18 protein-coding genes are annotated in these 16,526 nt (G+C 60.3%); 6 read left to right on the top strand and 12 right to left on the bottom strand.

Annotated elements, in window-relative coordinates:
* Positions 1-37: 37 nt before the first annotated feature.
* From BBG20_RS01285 to BBG20_RS01255, 7 genes are all read right to left on the bottom strand, one after another.
* Entirely contained in the window at positions 38-892 is an 855-nt protein-coding gene (locus BBG20_RS01285) for a transporter substrate-binding domain-containing protein (protein WP_065899569.1), read from the bottom strand.
* Positions 889-1,665 carry an amino acid ABC transporter ATP-binding protein gene (locus BBG20_RS01280; RefSeq protein ID WP_065899568.1) on the bottom strand — a complete coding sequence of 259 codons (777 nt, stop codon included), beginning with the start codon at positions 1,663-1,665 and terminating at the stop codon, positions 889-891. The genes BBG20_RS01285 and BBG20_RS01280 overlap by 4 nt, the downstream gene beginning before the upstream one ends.
* Positions 1,662-2,321 (bottom strand): amino acid ABC transporter permease, encoded by a 660-nt coding sequence (locus BBG20_RS01275; protein WP_032884905.1) that lies wholly within the window; start codon positions 2,319-2,321, stop codon positions 1,662-1,664. The genes BBG20_RS01280 and BBG20_RS01275 overlap by 4 nt, the downstream gene beginning before the upstream one ends.
* On the bottom strand, positions 2,302-2,967 hold the full coding sequence (locus BBG20_RS01270; protein ID WP_057725386.1) for an amino acid ABC transporter permease: 666 nt from the start codon (positions 2,965-2,967) through the stop codon (positions 2,302-2,304). The genes BBG20_RS01275 and BBG20_RS01270 overlap by 20 nt, the downstream gene beginning before the upstream one ends.
* Before the next feature lie 691 nt (positions 2,968-3,658).
* Complete coding sequence (locus BBG20_RS01265) at positions 3,659-4,441, bottom strand: MetQ/NlpA family ABC transporter substrate-binding protein (RefSeq protein ID WP_063033612.1); 783 nt, start codon at positions 4,439-4,441, stop codon at positions 3,659-3,661.
* Positions 4,442-4,590: 149 nt separating this feature from the next.
* A complete protein-coding gene (locus BBG20_RS01260; RefSeq protein WP_065899567.1) occupies positions 4,591-5,511 on the bottom strand; it encodes a sigma 54-interacting transcriptional regulator in 921 nt (306 codons plus the stop codon).
* A 49-nt stretch (positions 5,512-5,560) separates the two neighbouring features.
* On the bottom strand, positions 5,561-6,142 hold the full coding sequence (locus BBG20_RS01255) for an alpha/beta hydrolase (RefSeq protein ID WP_065899566.1): 582 nt from the start codon (positions 6,140-6,142) through the stop codon (positions 5,561-5,563).
* A 612-nt stretch (positions 6,143-6,754) separates the two neighbouring features.
* Between BBG20_RS01255 and BBG20_RS01250 the strand changes: the two genes are divergently transcribed.
* Genes BBG20_RS01250 through BBG20_RS01240 form a run of 3 tightly spaced genes read left to right on the top strand, consistent with a single transcriptional unit; the run spans position 6,755 to position 9,550 of the window.
* Entirely contained in the window at positions 6,755-7,702 is a 948-nt protein-coding gene (locus BBG20_RS01250; protein ID WP_065899565.1) for a TauD/TfdA family dioxygenase, read from the top strand.
* A 52-nt stretch (positions 7,703-7,754) separates the two neighbouring features.
* The gene (locus BBG20_RS01245; RefSeq protein WP_065899564.1) at positions 7,755-8,603 is read left to right on the top strand and encodes an EamA family transporter; all 849 of its coding nucleotides are present in this window, start codon (positions 7,755-7,757) and stop codon (positions 8,601-8,603) included.
* Complete coding sequence (locus tag BBG20_RS01240) at positions 8,603-9,550, top strand: LysR substrate-binding domain-containing protein (protein ID WP_065899563.1); 948 nt, start codon at positions 8,603-8,605, stop codon at positions 9,548-9,550. Before BBG20_RS01245 ends, BBG20_RS01240 begins: the two co-directional genes overlap by 1 nt.
* Before the next feature lie 101 nt (positions 9,551-9,651).
* On the opposite strand, the gene BBG20_RS01235 is transcribed toward BBG20_RS01240, so the two are convergent.
* From BBG20_RS01235 to BBG20_RS01220, 4 genes are all read right to left on the bottom strand, one after another.
* Positions 9,652-10,053 (bottom strand): ExbD/TolR family protein, encoded by a 402-nt coding sequence (locus BBG20_RS01235; RefSeq protein ID WP_065899562.1) that lies wholly within the window; start codon positions 10,051-10,053, stop codon positions 9,652-9,654.
* A 1-nt stretch (position 10,054) separates the two neighbouring features.
* Complete coding sequence (locus tag BBG20_RS01230; protein ID WP_106805733.1) at positions 10,055-10,777, bottom strand: MotA/TolQ/ExbB proton channel family protein; 723 nt, start codon at positions 10,775-10,777, stop codon at positions 10,055-10,057.
* Positions 10,778-10,828: 51 nt separating this feature from the next.
* On the bottom strand, positions 10,829-11,647 hold the full coding sequence (locus BBG20_RS01225) for an energy transducer TonB (RefSeq protein ID WP_065899560.1): 819 nt from the start codon (positions 11,645-11,647) through the stop codon (positions 10,829-10,831).
* Between the two features lie 238 nt (positions 11,648-11,885).
* On the bottom strand, positions 11,886-12,737 hold the full coding sequence (locus BBG20_RS01220) for a LysR family transcriptional regulator (protein WP_065899559.1): 852 nt from the start codon (positions 12,735-12,737) through the stop codon (positions 11,886-11,888).
* Between the two features lie 105 nt (positions 12,738-12,842).
* Between BBG20_RS01220 and BBG20_RS01215 the strand changes: the two genes are divergently transcribed.
* From BBG20_RS01215 to BBG20_RS31515, 3 genes are all read left to right on the top strand, one after another.
* Positions 12,843-13,304, top strand: a complete 462-nt coding sequence (locus tag BBG20_RS01215) for a nucleoside deaminase (protein ID WP_065899558.1) — start codon at positions 12,843-12,845, stop codon at positions 13,302-13,304.
* Positions 13,291-14,460, top strand: a complete 1,170-nt coding sequence (locus BBG20_RS01210; RefSeq protein ID WP_065899557.1) for a CynX/NimT family MFS transporter — start codon at positions 13,291-13,293, stop codon at positions 14,458-14,460. Before BBG20_RS01215 ends, BBG20_RS01210 begins: the two co-directional genes overlap by 14 nt.
* Positions 14,461-14,557: 97 nt before the next feature.
* Positions 14,558-15,493: a LysR family transcriptional regulator gene (locus BBG20_RS31515; RefSeq protein ID WP_083221306.1), complete on the top strand. Its 936-nt coding sequence runs from the start codon at positions 14,558-14,560 to the stop codon at positions 15,491-15,493.
* Here the strand turns inward: BBG20_RS31515 and BBG20_RS01200 are convergent.
* Positions 15,384-16,478, bottom strand: a complete 1,095-nt coding sequence (locus BBG20_RS01200; RefSeq protein WP_065899555.1) for a fatty acid desaturase — start codon at positions 16,476-16,478, stop codon at positions 15,384-15,386. The genes BBG20_RS31515 and BBG20_RS01200 overlap by 110 nt on opposite strands.
* Positions 16,479-16,526: the final 48 nt, after the last annotated feature.

Raw genomic sequence — 16,526 nt, 5'->3', positions numbered from 1 at the left:
GCGAAGACGGTAGATCAGTCACCCAACAGCTGAATGATCAACCCTGCCACTTGCCGCCTTCAACAATCACGCTCTCAGGCTTGGTGTCATCGCTCAGCTCTTTACGCACGTACTGGTCGTACAGCTTGAGCAGGAATTTCTCCTCACCCAATTTCGCCAGCTCGGCATTCACCCAGTCGCGCAGCTCGATGTTGCCTTTCTTCACCGCCGGCGCAATCGGCGCTTCGTCACCGAGTTTTTCTTCCAGCACGCGATAGCCCGGGTTCTGCTTGGCCCAGCTGAACAGCACCAGGTTGTCCTGCGCGTACGCATCACCACGGCCGGCCGACAGTGCTTGCAGCGACTCGGAGTTTTTCTCGAACTTGAGCAGTTTCCAGTCCGGGTGGTTCTTGGTCAGCCAGATATCGGCGGTGGTGCCGGTGGTAACGATGGTGGTGCGGGTGGCCAGGTCATCCAGGCTTTTCACCGCGCTGTCGTTAGGCACCAGGGCCTGCACCGCGACTTTCAGGTTGGGGTTGGTGAAGTCCACCGCTTCCTTGCGTTCCGGGGTCACGGTCATGTTGGCGAGGATCAGATCGACCTTGTCGCTTTGCAGGAACGGAATACGGCTGGCCGGCTCGACGGCGACGAACTCAACCTTGTTTTCATCGCCCAGCAGGTCCTTGGCGAATTGGCGGCCGATGTCGGTATCGAAGCCCACATAGCGCCCGGATTCGTTGACGAAGCCGAACGGCGGTTTGTCAGTGAATACGCCGACAATCAGCTTGTCGCGCGCCTTGATCTTGTCCAGCGAACTCACGGCGGCAGCCGCTGGTTTTGCAGGCTCTTCGGCCTTTTTGTCGCAGCCGGCGAGTAATGCGACGGCAATCAGGGGCAGCAGTAACTTTTTCATATCAGCTCCAGTTCCTGGTTCTTCTTGGGCAGTGTTGAAACAAAGGAAAACTTCTCCAGGAACTGCTGCGCGCGTGCGGTTTGCGGGTTCGTAAAGAATTCTTCGGGGGTGTTGTGTTCGAGGATGCGACCGGCCTCCATGAAGACGACGCGGTCGGCGACAGCGCGGGCGAAGGCCATTTCATGGGTGACGATCAACAGGGTCATGCCATCGCGGGCCAGGCCTTGGATCACTTCCAGCACTTCCTTGACCATTTCCGGGTCAAGGGCGGCGGTGACTTCGTCAAACAGCATGACCTGCGGGTTCATGCACAACGAGCGGACGATCGCGATACGTTGCTGCTGGCCCCCGGACAACTGACGCGGGAAGGCGTCGCGCTTGTCGGCCAGGCCGACGCGCTCGAGCAGTTTTTCCGCCTGTTCGCGGGCCTCGCGAGGGTCGCGTTTTTGCACTTTCAGCGGGCCGAGCAGGATGTTGTCGAGCACGCTCATGTGCGGGAACAGGTGGTAGCTCTGGAACACCATGCCCACGTCCTGGCGCACCTGGCGCCAGTCGGTGGCTTTGTCCAACAGTTCGTTGCCGGCGAATCGCAGGCTGCCGCTGTGCGCCACTTCCAGGCCGTTGAGGCAGCGCAGCAAGGTGCTTTTGCCGCAGCCGCTGGGGCCGAGGATCACCACCACTTCGCCGCTTTGCACGCTCAAGTCGATGCCCTTGAGCACCTGCTGCTCGCCGAAGAATTTGTTGAAACCCTTAAACTCGATCAATGCGCTCATGCTTGGGCCCAGCGCCGTTCCAGCACCTTGGAGGCGGCCGACAACGGGTAGCAGATAAAGAAGAAAAACAGGAACAGCACGCCATAGATCAATACCGACTCGTAGGTGCGTTCGATGATTTGCTGGCCGACCTTGATCACGTCCACCACGCCGATCAGCACCGCCAGCGAGCTGGTCTTGATGATGCGCGTGTACACGTTGATGGTCGGCGGCGTCATGCGCTTGAGGGCCTGAGGCAGCAGCACATAGCCGTACAGCTGCGGGTCGGACAGGCCAATCGACAAGCCGGCTTCACGCTGGCCACGGGGCAGCGAATGCAATGCGCCACGCACCACCTCGCCCACCTCACTGGCGCCCCACAGCGACAGCACCAGCACGGCGCACCAGAAGCTCGGAATGCTCAGGCCGAAGAAAATCGGCAGTCCGAAAAACAGCAGGTACAACCACACCAGCACCGGGATCGCGCGAAACAGCTCCAGGTACACCCGCAGGACCGCGTTGATCAGTGTGTTGTTCAAGGTCCGCAGCACGCCATACAACACGCCACCGACGGTGCTGAAGGCGATGCTCAGAAACGAAATCGACAGGGTTTGTGCGGCGCCTTTGCCCAGTTGCGGCAACGACACCCACAACAACTCAAGACCCGAACTGGCCATGCTGGAGCCTCCTTTCCAGGCGGCTGAGCAGCAGCGACAACGGCAAAAACAGCAGTACGCAAATCAGCGTCAGCACGGCGAGCATTTCGTAAGTCTTGTAGTAAAGGGCGATGTAGCTCTTGGTGGTGTAGAGAATCTCCGGCACCGCCACGGCGGAAACCACCGTGGTTTCCTTGAGCAGGAAGATGAAATTGGCGAACAACGCCGGCAGGCTGAGGATGCCCGCCTGGGGCAGGATCACATGGCGCAGCAGTTGCCAGTCGGACAGGCCGATGGACTTGCCGGACTCGATCTGCGCCAGCGGCACCGCTTCCACGCCGGCGCGCAGCACTTCGGTGAGGTAGGCACCGCCGAGGAACGTCATGGTGATGATCGCCGCCCAGAAGCCGGAGATATTCAAGCCCAGCGCGGGCAAAGCGAAGTACACGAAGAACAGCTGGATCAGCAGCGGTGTGTTACGCGCCAGCTCGACGTACAGCGCCACCAGGCGCGACAGGTAGGGTGTGCGAAACACCAGCAGCGCGGCGTTGATCAGCGCCACCAGCAACGAGGTGGCAATGGCGATCAGGCCCACTTGCAGCGTCACCCCCACGGCCTTGAGAAACGCCGGCAGGGTGCTGAGGATAAAAGCGAAATCGAAGGTCATCTTGAGTCCATGACGCCGCAAGGGTAATGCAGCGGGCGCAATCCAGTCCGGCGTGGGTAACGTCGGGTAGCGCGAACTCTAAAGGTATAAAAAGCAAAATTTAAATACCCAAATAGCATATTGATATCACCCAAAAAGATAACCCCCGGATTCGCGGGTTTGATGGGTGGCAGCTATGGTTGGGGGGTCTGTGATTCGAGGGAATGAACAATGAACAACACGAAACCGATTGATCCGCAGGAGCTGGTGAAATGGTTGGTGGCGTTGCGCAGGGCGATCAATAGCCGCGCGGCCTGATTGTGGGAGAGGTCGAGCTGTAGCGAGGCTGTGAAGGCGGCGGCACTGACGGTCCTTTTGTGGCTGACACACCGCCTTCGCGGCCTCGCTGGGGCTCGACGGCTCCCACAGGGGGATCTGCTGTGTGGCTGGGATTTGAGCAAGAGCCGGCGTTCGCTGGTTGCAGTTTCTCCAGAGTGTCGCTGTGTGGCAGGGATTCCAGCCCCCACACCGCCCAACTGTGGGAGCTGGCTTGCCTGCGATAGCGGTCTTTCAGTCGCCGGTAGGCCGGCTGACCCACCGCTATCGCCGGCAAGCCAGTGCCTACAGTCTTGAAGCCTCTGAAGCCCATAAAAAAACGCCGACGCTGTAATAGCCGTCGGCGTTCAAACCTTGAAGGGGGTTTTGGGTTACATCAGAACGCAGGCACTACGGCGCCGTTGTACTTCTTCTCGATGAAGGCTTTGACTTCCGGGCTGGTCAGGGCCTTGGCCAGTTTCTGGATGGCGTCGCTGTCCTTGTTGTCCGGGCGGGCAACCAGGAAGTTCACGTACGGCGACTTGGCGTCTTCGATGATCAGCGCGTCCTTGGCTGGGTTCAGGCCAGCTTCCAGGGCGTAGTTGGTGTTGATCAGGTCCAGGTCAACCTGGTCCAGCACGCGTGGCAGCAGCGCCGATTCCAGCTCTTTGAATTTCAGGTTTTTCGGGTTGCTGGCGATGTCTTTCGGCGTGGCCAGGGCGTTGGTCGGGTCTTTCAGGGTGATCACGCCGGCTTTCTGCAGCAGCAACAGGGCGCGGCCGCTGTTGGAGCCTTCGTTCGGGATGGCCACGGTGGCGCCATCTTTGAGCTCAGAAATGTTCTTGATTTTTTTCGAGTAGCCGCCGAAGGGTTCAACGTGCACACCGACCACGGTGACCAGGTTGGTGCCCTTGCCCTTGTTGAAGTTTTCCAGGTACGGCAGGGTCTGGAAGTAGTTGGCGTCCAGGCGCTTCTCGGCAACCTGCACGTTTGGCTGTACGTAGTCGGTGAAGACTTTGATTTCCAGGTCCACGCCTTCTTTGGCGAGGGTTGGCTTGACCAGTTCGAGAATCTCGGCGTGCGGGATCGGGGTGGCGGCAACCACCAGTTTCTCGTTGGCCTGGGCGAAGCTTGCAGTCAGGGCAGCCGCCAGTGCGGTAAACAACAGAACCTTTTTCATGCAGTGTCCTTATCGAAATTCCGGGGCGTCTCTGACGACCGTTTTTTATGTGGTGTGCCAGCGAAGTGCTATCGCGGCGTGGAATGGACAATACCTAGATTTTTTATTCCCGAACAATATCTTTTATTCACGTTGATATTCCATTTTGTTCATGTAGCGGCTTGCTCACGTAGAAAGGCGCGCAAGGCTTCCTGCTCGGCAGGGCTGGCGGCGGCAAAGATGCGCTGCACCTGTTCCAGCGGCGAGCCCGCTACCGGCAGGTTCAAATGCTCGGGCAAAATCTCGTCGCCGCTGCTGACGAGCAAGGCGAAGTGAATGACGTTTTCCAGCTCGCGGGTATTGCCCGGCCAGCTGTGGTGTTCCAGCACCCGTTGCGCCGCATCGCTGATCAGCGGCACCGGCAGGTCCAGGCGCTGGCTGTAGATGCCCAGGAAGTATTCGGCCAGGGACAGGATATCGCCGACGCGCTCGCGCAATGCGGGCAAGTCCAGCTGGCCTTCGCTCAGGTAATGGAACAGGCGCTCATGGAACTTGCCGGCCGCTACGGCCTGGGCGAGGTCGATGCTGGTGGCCGCCACCAGCCGCACATCCACCGGGCTTGGCTGGTGGGCGCCGACGCGGGTGACTTCGTGATTCTCCAGGGCCGCGAGCAGCTTGACCTGGATCGGCAACGGCAAGTCGCCAATCTCGTCCAGGTACAAAGTGCCGCCATTGGCCGAGCCGAACCAACCGGCACGGCTACTGGCCGCCCCGCTGTGGGCACCGGCGGCGTAGCCGAACAACTCGGCGTCGGCGTAAGTCGGGCTGATGGCGCCGCAGTTGACCGAGACAAACAAGCCAGTACGGTCGCTGCCCCGATGGATATGCCGGGCCAACAGCTCTTTACCGCTGCCGGTCTCGCCGCGAATCAACACGGGCAAGGCGCGCGGCGCGAGGTTTTCCAGGTCTTCGCGCAGCTGGCGCGAGCGCGGATCGACAAACACCAGGGCCTTGGCGCGGATGCTCAGCGGGCTTTTTTCGGCGTCGGGGAAGGTCAGCAGGGGCTGACCGTAGGTTTCATGCAGACTCATGGCAGGCTCCCGCCCCAAATCCACTCAGGGACGGGGCGTTGAAAAAGGGTCAGGCAGTGCGCCGGGCGTGATGCTCGAGGCGGCTTTGCAGGCGATAGAGGTAAGCGAAGCCCTGCTCCCAGCGCTGGTGACCGGACTTCACATTGATATGCCCGGCCCCCGAGAGGATTCCGGCTTCGGCGCCCCAATTGCGCGCCAGCTCCAGCGCCCGAGGGGCACTGACGGCGCTGTCGTTATCGGAACTGACCACCTGGCTGGGAAACGGCAGCAGGTCGGTCGGGATCGGGGCGAAGTTGCGCAAGGCGGGCGAGCAGGCCGGGCGTTCGACATCGGCCGGGGCCACCAGCAAGGCGCCGCGCACCTGCCGCAAAAACTGCACGGGTGCGGTGGCGGCCCAATGAGCCACTGTGATGCAGCCCAGGCTATGGGCGATCAGGATCACCGGCGTGCTGTCGGCGGCGATGGCCTCGGCCAGCGCGGCCACCCAGTCTTCGCGGCGTGGCGTCAGCCAGTCGGCCTGCTCCACGCGCGCGCTGTTGGGCAGGCTGTTTTGCCAATGGGTTTGCCAATGATCTTCTGGCGATCCTTGCCAGCCCGGCACGATCAGATAACGAATCGACTCGCTGTGCATGGGTGTGCCCTCCTGCAGCGTTTAACGTTGCTGAACAGTATAGGGACGGGTGTTATATTCGTTAAGGAATAAGAAGCTATTTATTAATAACCAAAACCTCAATTCAAAGGAGAATCAAACTGTGGGAGCTGGCTTGCCTGCGATGGCGGTGTGTCAGCCAGCTTATCTGTATCTGTAAGACCACTATCGCACGCTGCTAAACGGTAGGTAGCAGCTGTACGCGGGTTAGCAGACTGGTCGATAGGAACACCAGCGCACCCGAGGGCGCCCCACGCACAGCCACCATAAGGGAGATGTGACCGTGTGCCTATTGAGCTCAGGCTGCTAAACCCGATCACTGAAAACCAGCGACGGGCCGAAGACTAGCCATCCATTCCAACAGCCACAAGGCGGCAGCGATTGCCTCGGAAACGTCCTGCAATCTAAAGGGACACGCCTTGCTGGCCCTTTACAAGACATGACGAAATGCCACTTCCGTTCAGATGATGGCTTTTTTGTAGGAGAGGTCTCCCATGACGGATTTTGATGGCAGCGCTGACGATGTTTCGCTTTTTCAGGGCGTGGTGAGCTTAGTTAAATAAGGACTTCAACTAACCTTCGTAAGGGATTGCGATGAACGTCAATGTCAGTATGTTTCGCCAAGAAGTATCTAGAGTCAGGCTGTCTAAAGCCGCATTTGATGAGCTATTGAGCACGAAAACCATACCCGAACCGTACTCTCACGCTAACCGATTCGATGCAAGACCTGCTTATATTGATCCCGTTCACTCGCAGGTCCTTAGCGCGGAATTGCGCAATATTCGAAACATGATTGATCACGAAGCCCATGTCCTTATTCTCGATGGGTTTAAAACTGATGACCTTGCGGATTTTAAATCACTGATATGGACTTTCGGCTCTTTGCTTGGAAAACCAATGGTGCAAAACCATCTTGGCCATAAGGTCATCGAGGTTTATGACCGGGGAGGTAAAAGCATTGAAGACGGTGCGCGATATCACCAGACCCGTCAGGGCGCATATGTCCATAACGATGGTGTAAGCGACCCGCTTCCTATCGATTATTTGATCTTGGCCTGTGGGCAGAAAGCCCTTCTGGGTGGCGAAAGTATTCTGATAAATGCTAGCGCGGTATACGCGGAGCTCATGGAATTCCCTGACGTACTGGAAGAACTTAAGTGCGATTTTTACTTTGAAAACCGCGGCATGGCAATCGAAGAACAATTGTTCAGAGCCCCCATCCTGAGCTTTTCCAAAGAAGGTATTCCTTTGATCAGGTACTTTCGCGTCTACATTGAGTCGGCTCACCTCAAAGCTGGAGTGCCCCTCACCTCCGGGCAAATTCAGGCATTGGATTTTTTAGATACCGTTCTTGATCAATCATCAGTCCAACATCGAGTGTTGCTCGAACCAGGACAGGTACTCATTTCAGCTGACAACAAGTTTCTCCATACCCGAACGCACTTCATCGATATCAACGCTCCGTCCGAAGAGATTGATGACGCGACACCTTTAAAGGACTTGAATCGGTACATGTTACGGATGTGGTTGCGCAAACAATGATGCCTTAACGGTCATCGCCTACGACTTCCAATATCTATCAACAGCAGAGCCCATGGACAACTCCGACATCGCGATCACCCTCGTTTTGATTTCCGCCATCATGCACGCGACCTGGAACGCGGTCGTTCGGGCCGGTAGCAGTCGTTTCATGACATTGGCCATGGTCGATGGTACGGCGTTGCTGATCTGTCTGGTGGCGCTGCCTCTGGTTAATGTGCCAAGCCTGCAGGTGTGGGGCTACGTGCTGGTTTCCGTGGTGCTCAACACGGCCTATCGATTGTTCTTGATCAAGGCCTACGAAACCGGCGACTTTGGCCAGGTCTATCCGGTCATGCGCGGCGTGCCACCGGTTTTGGTCGCGCTGTTTTCATACTTCCTACTGAATGAGCACCTTTCGATTCATGCAATGGCAGGGGTGCTGCTGATATGTGCAGGCATTATCAGCCTGACGTTCGTGCGAAAAATGACCGCACGCATGTTCAAACCTATCCTGATGGCAGTGTGCGCGGGTGCCTTCATCGCGTCCTACACGGTGGTGGATGCCAAGGGAGTAAGAGCCAGTGAAACGGTCCTGCAATACATCATCTATCTGACGGTATTCCAAAGCATTCCGATTCCGGCGCTGGCGTTTTTCAAGCAGCGTTCGTCACTCGCACAGGCCATTCGCGGCCAGTGGCGGATCGGCCTTATGGGCGGCGTTTTTTACCTCACATCCTACGGGTTGGTGCTGTTTGCACTGTCGCTGGACGCGGTAGCCAAGGTCTCAGCGCTGCGAGAAACCAGTGTTATTATCGGCGCCATTATTGCCGCGCTGTTCTTTCATGAACGCTTCGGCTGGCGGCGGATGCTTTCGGCACTCGTCATTGTTTGCGGGATCATCCTGATCAAAGTGAGCACCTGATGTCCCAACGCCCGCCTCCTACCCCCATGCTGCAAGCCTTTGTCAGTGCGGCGAAAACGGGGAGTTTTGCCCGCGCGGCCATAGAATTGAATCTCACCGCTAGTGCAATCAGCCATCAAATTGCAGGTCTGGAGGAGTGGTGGGGCGTGCCGTTGTTCGAGCGTCACTCACGGGGCGTCAAGCTCACAGCCGCAGGACAGGTTTTGCTACCGGTAGCCGATGGCTTCTTCAAAGAGCTTGATGCGGTGCTGCATTCGCTCAACCCGAGCAAATCCCAGCCGCTTTACCTGTCGTGCACATCTTCACTCTGTTCCACCTGGCTGATTCCAAGGATGCACGGCTCTCACACGCAAGCTTCATTCAATATCGACCTGATCCTGACCAGTGCAGATATGAACAGCGCCAATCTCGGAGCTCATCAATTCGATGTCGCGATTGTGATGGGATACGGCGATTACCCGGACCATCATGCTGAACTGCTGATGCGCGATGCGGTGTTCCCGGTTTGCGCAGCTGAGTTTCAACGAGTGAATGGCGATATTTCCCTGACGGATGTAGCACGATACCCGCTGATTCACCGCGTGGACGATCAAGTGTGCCCGGGATGGGAAAGCTGGTTTTCATTCCAGGGGCTAGCGGCTCCGCCTTATCACCATGGGCCACGCTTTCCGGACTCCAGCCTGGCAATCAGTCTGGCGGTGAAGGGCGGCGGGATTGCGCTGGGCAGGACTGCGTTGGTGTATGACCAATTGGAGGCGGGTACATTGGTCGCACTGGAAGCACCAGTAATGATGTCGCCTGCTGCGTACTACGTTATTTGTCGGAATGGGCGGCAGTCGGAGCCCGATATCGCTCGGTTAATTGATTGGCTCAAGACCAATGCTGGAGAGTTTTTGCGGGAAGTTGCAGTCAGGCACCCACACATCGCTGGGGTTAGCTTGACCTAAACGGCTGAGCCGTCGCGCTCACTCGATTGGCTGAAATTGAGGCAAAAAAAAGGCCGCACCCTGCCAAGGAGACGGCCAAAAAATTGTCGAGGCATTTGAAGCTAACGTGCGGTAATCACCGACAACTTGGTAATGCCCGCGCGCTCGATAGACGCCATGGCTCGCGCCACTTCGCCGTAGTTCACACCATCATCGGCCTGCAGTTGCACCCGCACATCGGGGTCCTTGGTCTTGGCCGCCTGCAGGTTGAATTCCAGCAGGTCCGGCTGGATTTCGTCCTTGTTGATAAACAGCTTGCCGGCACCGTCGATGCTCACCACCAGCGGGTCCTTCTGCTCCACCGGGGCCACGGCCTCGGTTTTGGGGAGGTTGATCGGGATCGCGTTGGTCAACAACGGCGCGGTGACGATAAACACCACCAGCAGTACCAGCATCACGTCCACCAACGGCGTGACGTTGATCTCGCTCAGCACCTCATCACTGTCTTGCGTGGAGAAGGCCATCTCAGGACGCCTCCTTCACTTTTTGCGGGTTGCCGGCGGCGTTTTTGGTCAGGGCCGGGTGCAGCAGCACGCGGAAGGAGTTCTTCTGCGCCAGGCTGTAGAAGTCGTGGGCAAAGTCGTCCAGGTCGGCAGCCGTGAGCTTCAGGCGACGCAGGAAATAGTTGTAGACCAGCACCGCCGGTACGGCGACGGCGATCCCCACACCGGTGGCGACCAGCGCGGCACCAATCGGGCCGGCCACGGTTTCGAGGCTGGCGGAACCGGCCGCGCTGATGCCCTTGAGCGCTTCCATGATGCCCCACACGGTGCCGAACAGACCGATAAACGGCGAGGTGCTGCCGATACTGGCGACCACGGCCAGGCCGGTTTCCAGCGAGCGGCGCTCACGCACGATCTGCTGGCGCAGGGCACGTTCAAGACGGTCCTGATGGTTGATCGCCTGGCTCAGGTCGGCAGCGTGCGGTGCATCGCCAACCTGGATCGCGGCATAGCCGGCCTGGGCTACGCGGGCAGCAGCGCCGGGCTGGGTTTCAGCCAGTTCTGCCGCCGAGTCCAGGCTGGATGCCGCCCAGAACTGCTTATGGAACTTGCGATCCTGCGCCTTGAGGCGACCGAACTGCACGCCCTTGAGCAGGGCCAGGCCCCAGGTGGCGACCGAAAAGACCACCAGCAGCCAGATCACCGCGCTTTCGATGGATTCAAGTGGAGATGCTAATGCCATGATGTTTTCCCTCTGTGCAGGTCGCGGCGTGTGCAACACACCGCAGCCGAATAGTTAGTGAATCTTGAAATCGATCGGTACGCTGACCCAGCCGTCCTGGGCGACATCGCCCTGCTTGGCCGGCACGAAACTCCAACGCTTCACCGCGGCCAGTGCGGCGTCGTCGAGTTGCTGGCGACCGCTGCTCTTCTGGATCTGGATCTCGCCCGGCTTGCCGCTGGCCAGTACATGCACCCGCAGCAGCACGGTGCCTTCCCAACCGCGACGCTGGGCCAGTGACGGATACTCCGGCGCCGGGTTCTTCAAGTACGCCGCGTTCGCTGAAGCGGGCGTTACTGGAGCCGGTGCAGGCGGAGCCACTGGCGCCGGAGCCGGAGGTGCCGGCGTGGGCGGCGCAGGCGGTTGCTCGACCGCCTTGGGTGCAGGTTTCGGCTCAGGCTTGGGCACAGGCTTCGGCTTGGGCTTTGGAATCGGTTTAGGCGGCGCCGGCTTGGCAGCCAACTCGTCCACCACCGGTGGCGGTGGCTCGACCACGGGCGGCGGTGGTGGCGGCGGAACAGGCGGTGGCGGCTCGACCACCGGCGGTGCCGGCTGGGAAAATTCGATGGTCATCGGCGGGATTTCCGGCGGCACAATCGGCAGCACCGGGGTGGGCTTCTGGCTCACCCAATAAATCACCGCACCGTGCAGGGCCAGTACCAGCAACCCGAGCAGGATCCCTTCGCGACGGCTCGAAAAGCGCTTCGGGGTTTTCTGCAGACGCAATTGCCCCAACGGCGCGCGGTGCGGCCGGCCAAGGTCGACCAACTCACCACTCGGTGCCTGGCGCCATTGCGCCTCGTGTGCACTGGCGGCGGTCTGGACATTGCCCATTGATTCACTCCCTACGGTTTTGAAACAAAAAAACCGACAGGCCTGCCTGAGGCCGTCGAGGGCTGAATCATCGGGGCCAGACGCTTATCTCTTAAAGTAATCTTTAAAGTTATACATAGATCCAAACTGAATAAACGAAACATTCGAAAACGCCGAAGCCCCGTCCTGCGGGGCTTGGCGCCACCGCGCGATTTTCTGATGCTTTACAGGCATAAAAAATATTCAGAAAAGGCATGGCTCAAGCGGGGCTGTTTGCACACAAATCGAGCAATTGACGCTGCAAACTCTGTCCCGCCGCCCCCAGGCCCGTGCGGCCGTACAGCGCCAGTCGCACACCTTCCACCGGCGGCAAGCCGCTCTCTGCAGCCACTATCACATGCCCGGCCTGCACCACGCGGCGGGGCAACAGGCTGATGCCCAATCCTGCCGCCACGGCTGAACACACACTGGCCAGGCTTGCGCTGGAATACCCGATGCGCCAGCGCCAGCCGCCGACTTCCAGGTGTTGGAGCATCTCATTGCGGTACAGCCCGCCCACCGGGAAGGCCACCAACGGCAACGGATCGCGGCCCAGAGACGGCGTGCTGCGGCTGTCGACCCAGCACAACGGCTCCGGCCACGAGGCCAGGCAGTCGGCGCTGTCGCCCATCTGCTTGACCAACAACACATCGAACTCACCGCTGCGGTACTGGCGCTGCAATTCCGGACCAAGGCCGCTGGTGACCTCCAGGCGCACCCGCGGAAATGCCTGCACAAACGCCGAAAGCAATGGCATCAGGCGTTCGGCGGCAAAGTCTTCCGGAACGCCCAGGCGCAGCACGCCGTCGCTTTGCTGGTTGATCAACACATCGGCGGCTTCTTCGTGCAGCGCGAGGATGCGCCGCGCATAGGCCAGCAGGCGCTCGCCCTCCGCCGTGGCCACCACCTGGCGCTGGTCACGGTCCAGCAACTGGCATGCCACCGCTTCTTCCAGGCGGCGGATCTGCTGGCTGACAGTCGACTGGGTCAAGTGCAGGCGCTCGGCAGCGCGGGTGAAATTGCCGCAGTCCACCACCGCGACAAAACTGCGCAACAACACGGGATCAAACATCGCTGTCACCATTGCGTTTGCCACTGATTGGCATGGTTATATTTAATTTCAGAATACATCGGCGGCTGGCCATACTTCACCCCTGCATTCTGCCCAGAGGCCTCCATGACCGACGATCATCATCACCTGCAACGCGCCATCCGACTTGCACAAGCGAACGTCGCCCAAGGTGGCCGGCCCTTTGGGGCGGTGTTGACGCGCAATGGCGAAGTGCTGGTGGAGGCCGTGAATGAAATCCACCTGACCCAGGACCCCACTGCCCACGCCGAGCTACTGGCGATCCGCGCCGCAAGCCGGCAGCTCGGCGCGCGCCTGGAAGGTTGCGTGGTCTACGCCAGCGGCCAACCCTGCCCGATGTGCCTGAGTGCCATGTACTTGTGCGGTATCCAGCGCGTAGTGTTTGCCGCCAGCAATGAAATGGCCGAGCCGTTCGGCCTGTCGACGGCGGCGATCGGGCAACAGGTGGGCTTGCCCTTGAGCGAGCAACGCTTGCCGATCCAGCACCTGCCGGACCCGGCGATGACCCAGTTGTACCACCAGTGGAAAACCCTGCATGACCCTGAATAAATCCCTCGCCGGCTGGTGCCTGCTGGTGGTGCTCGGCCTGAACCTGCGGCCGATCCTCAGTTCCATCAGCCCGTTGCTCGGCGAGATTCGCCAGGCCACCGGCTTGAGTTTCCAGAGCAGCGCCCTGCTGACCAGCCTGCCGGTGGTGTGCATGGGCCTGGTGGCGCTGGTGGGGGTGCGCGTGGAGGCACGCCTGGGTGAGCGGCGTGGCATCGCCCTGGGCCTGATGATGATCCTGCTGGCGTGCCTCGCGCGCTGGCTGATGGGCCAGGGTTCGGCACTGCTGGTCACGGCACTGCTGGGAGGTGCCGGTGTGGCGTTGATCCAGGCATTGGTGCCGGCGATGATCAAGCGCGAGTTTCATCACCGTGTGCCGGTGGCGATGGGCGTGTATTCGGCCTCGCTGATGGCCGGTGGCGGGCTGGCGGCACTGCTCAGCCCGGTGGTGGCCACGCACTTCCAGCAATGGCAGGCGGGGCTCGGCGTGTGGCTGCTGCCGGCGCTGGGGGCGTTGCTGTTGTGGGCCTGGTTGCCCCTCGGCGCGGCGCGAAATCCTCAGGTGGCGCCGGCGTTCCAGGGCCTGCGCAATCGCCGCGCCTGGCTGCTGGCGCTGTATTTCGGCCTGGTCAATTGCGGCTACATGAGCATGGTGGCGTGGCTGCCGGCCTACTATCAGCAACTGGGCTGGGGCGTGTTGCCCAGCGGTTCGTTGCTGGCATTCATGACGATCTTCCAGGTGATCGCCGCGCTGTTGATGCCGGTGCTGGCGCAACGCGGGATCGACCGCCGGCCCCTGCTTGGCATCAGCCTGCTGGCGCAGACCGTGGGTTACCTCGGCCTGATCCTCGCGCCGCAGGATTATCCGCACCTGTGGGTGGCCTTGTGCGGTTTCGGCCTCGGTGCGTGTTTTGCCCTGAGCCTGCTGCTGACCCTCGACCACCATCGCGACCCGCGACAGGCCGGACAACTGGCGGCCTTTGTGCAGGGCGTGGGGTTCTTGATCAATGCCCTCTCGCCCTGGCTGACCGGCTGGCTGCGTGAGCTGACCGGCAGCTTCGTCAGTGCCTGGGTCGTGCTGACCGTGACCGTGGTGACGATGCTGGTGGTGACGCGGGTGTTCAGCCCGGCGACCTACCGCACGGCCCCCGCTCTATAGATATGCATTTAAGATCTAGATAAAACAATCATGCTTCGTTGACGGAATAAGCAGCCGCCTTAAAATCCCGGTTCTCCTACAGGATGCCGGGCACACCATGGATCTTCGCCAACTGCGCTACTTCATCGCGCTCAACGAGCACCGCAGTTTCGTGCGCGCGGCGGATGCCATGGGTATCACCCAGCCGGCCTTCAGCCGCAGCATCCAGGGCCTGGAGCAGGAGTTCGGCTGCGTGCTGGTGGATCGCGCCAACAAAGACTTGCGCCCGACCCCGGAAGGCCAGGTGGTGCTGCAACACGCGTTGAGCCTGGTGCAAGGCGCGGCGCTGCTCAGCCATGAGGTCACGCGCATGACCAAGCTCGACGCCGGTGAAGTGCGCTTGGGCAGTGACGCCGTGGCAGCGGTGAACCTGGTGCCCCAGGCCATGGCGCGCTTTATCACCACCTACCCCAAGGTGCGCACCGCGCTGCAGGTGGATAACTGGGAAAAGCTCGGGCGCAGCCTGAACCGCGAAGAGATCGAATTCTTTATTGCCGATGTGCGCCATTTCGAAGCCGACCCAAATTTCCAGACCCAGGCCCTGACGCCGCGCCGCAGTGCGTTTTTCTGCCGCGACGGGCACCCGCTGCTGGCCAAGGACAGCCTGTCCACCAACGACCTGTTCGGCTACCCGCTGGCCACGCCGCTGATCGCGCCCGGCATTCGCAAGCTGTTGGCCAACCTCAGTGGGCGCGTCGACTTTGCGCCCGCCATCGAACTCGAGCAGTTTGCCGCGCTGGCCAGCATCGTGCGCCAGTCGGACGCCATTGGCCTGGGCGCCGAAGAAGCCTTCGTCGACGCCTTTGCCCGCGGTGAATTGCGCGTATTGCACTGGCGCAACCTGCCCCACGCCCTCGACAGCCTGAGCAACCGCTGCGGCGTGATCAGCCGCGCTGGGGTGCGCTTGTCGCCTGCGGCGAAGGCGCTGATCGAGACGCTGCTGGCGGTGGAAAGCCAAGCCGATTGGCCCGCGCAAACGTCCCGAAATCATTGAAGCGCACGCCCATCTCGGCCATGACTTTATGTGCCACCTTGGCCGTCATCTGGCGGATATAAAACGGCTCCTTCACCACAAAGTGGTGGATGCCGTGGGTGCTGCCGAAGTTGAAGCAGAACGCCTGCAACGGCCACAGCCACCAAGGGTTCAACACCTGGGTTTGCTCGATCACGTTGCCCAGCTCCACATCGCCGTAGTAGTGCATGTTGGAACTGACAAAGTGCAGGCAAAAGGTGCGCAGCACGTTGGGGCCGATGATCACCACGGCGGCGATATCGATGACCTGCATCATCTGCACAGTGCTGGCCGACCAGTCGATGGGCGTGCCCATCACGCTGGCGATGCCGTTGGCGGCATGAAAGCCGAGGAAGACGTACCAGGCACCCCAATGCAGCAGCGCCAACGGCGCGTACACCAGCAATGAGCGCTTGAGGATGCTGAGTTTGTGCTTCCAGGTCTTGGCGCGCAGCATGCGGATGAACGCCGACATGATGTTGTCCCCGACCATCAGCAGCCGCGCGATGCCCCAGGGCTCGCCGTTGGTGATCGCGCGTTCTTCCATATCGGTCTCGGTGCCCGACACCTTGTGATGGTTGAGGTGCAGATGCCGGCGGATCCACGGGTTGATCGTGCTCGGCCGCGCCAGCCACACCAGGCCCATCATCAGGTTGTGGGGCAGGCGTTGCTTGCGAAAGTACATGCTGTGGATCAGGTCGTGTTCCAGCTCATGGGTCAGTGAGGCCAGGAAGGCATTGAGCAGCAGGCACACCCACCAGGCCATATGCCCGGTGATGTACAGCGCCGCCGAACCGACCATGCCGAGCAGCGCAAAGGCCAGGATGCCCGCGCCCAACGCGTCCTGATGCAGCAGCCAGGGGTGCTGCCGGCGCAACCGGACGCCTTCGGCGAGCACCACTTCACGGATATGCGCCGAGCGTTGTTGTGCGTTCATCTGCTGGGGACTTGCAGAAGTACCGTCCATGCTTCCATCCTCTTGTTCATTGATGGCTACATCCTGCACCAAGCCCTC

The sequence above is a fragment of the Pseudomonas aylmerensis genome (genome assembly GCF_001702265.1).
Taxonomy (GTDB): domain Bacteria; phylum Pseudomonadota; class Gammaproteobacteria; order Pseudomonadales; family Pseudomonadaceae; genus Aquipseudomonas; species Aquipseudomonas aylmerensis.
This window is presented reverse-complemented; position numbering and strand designations above follow the sequence as displayed.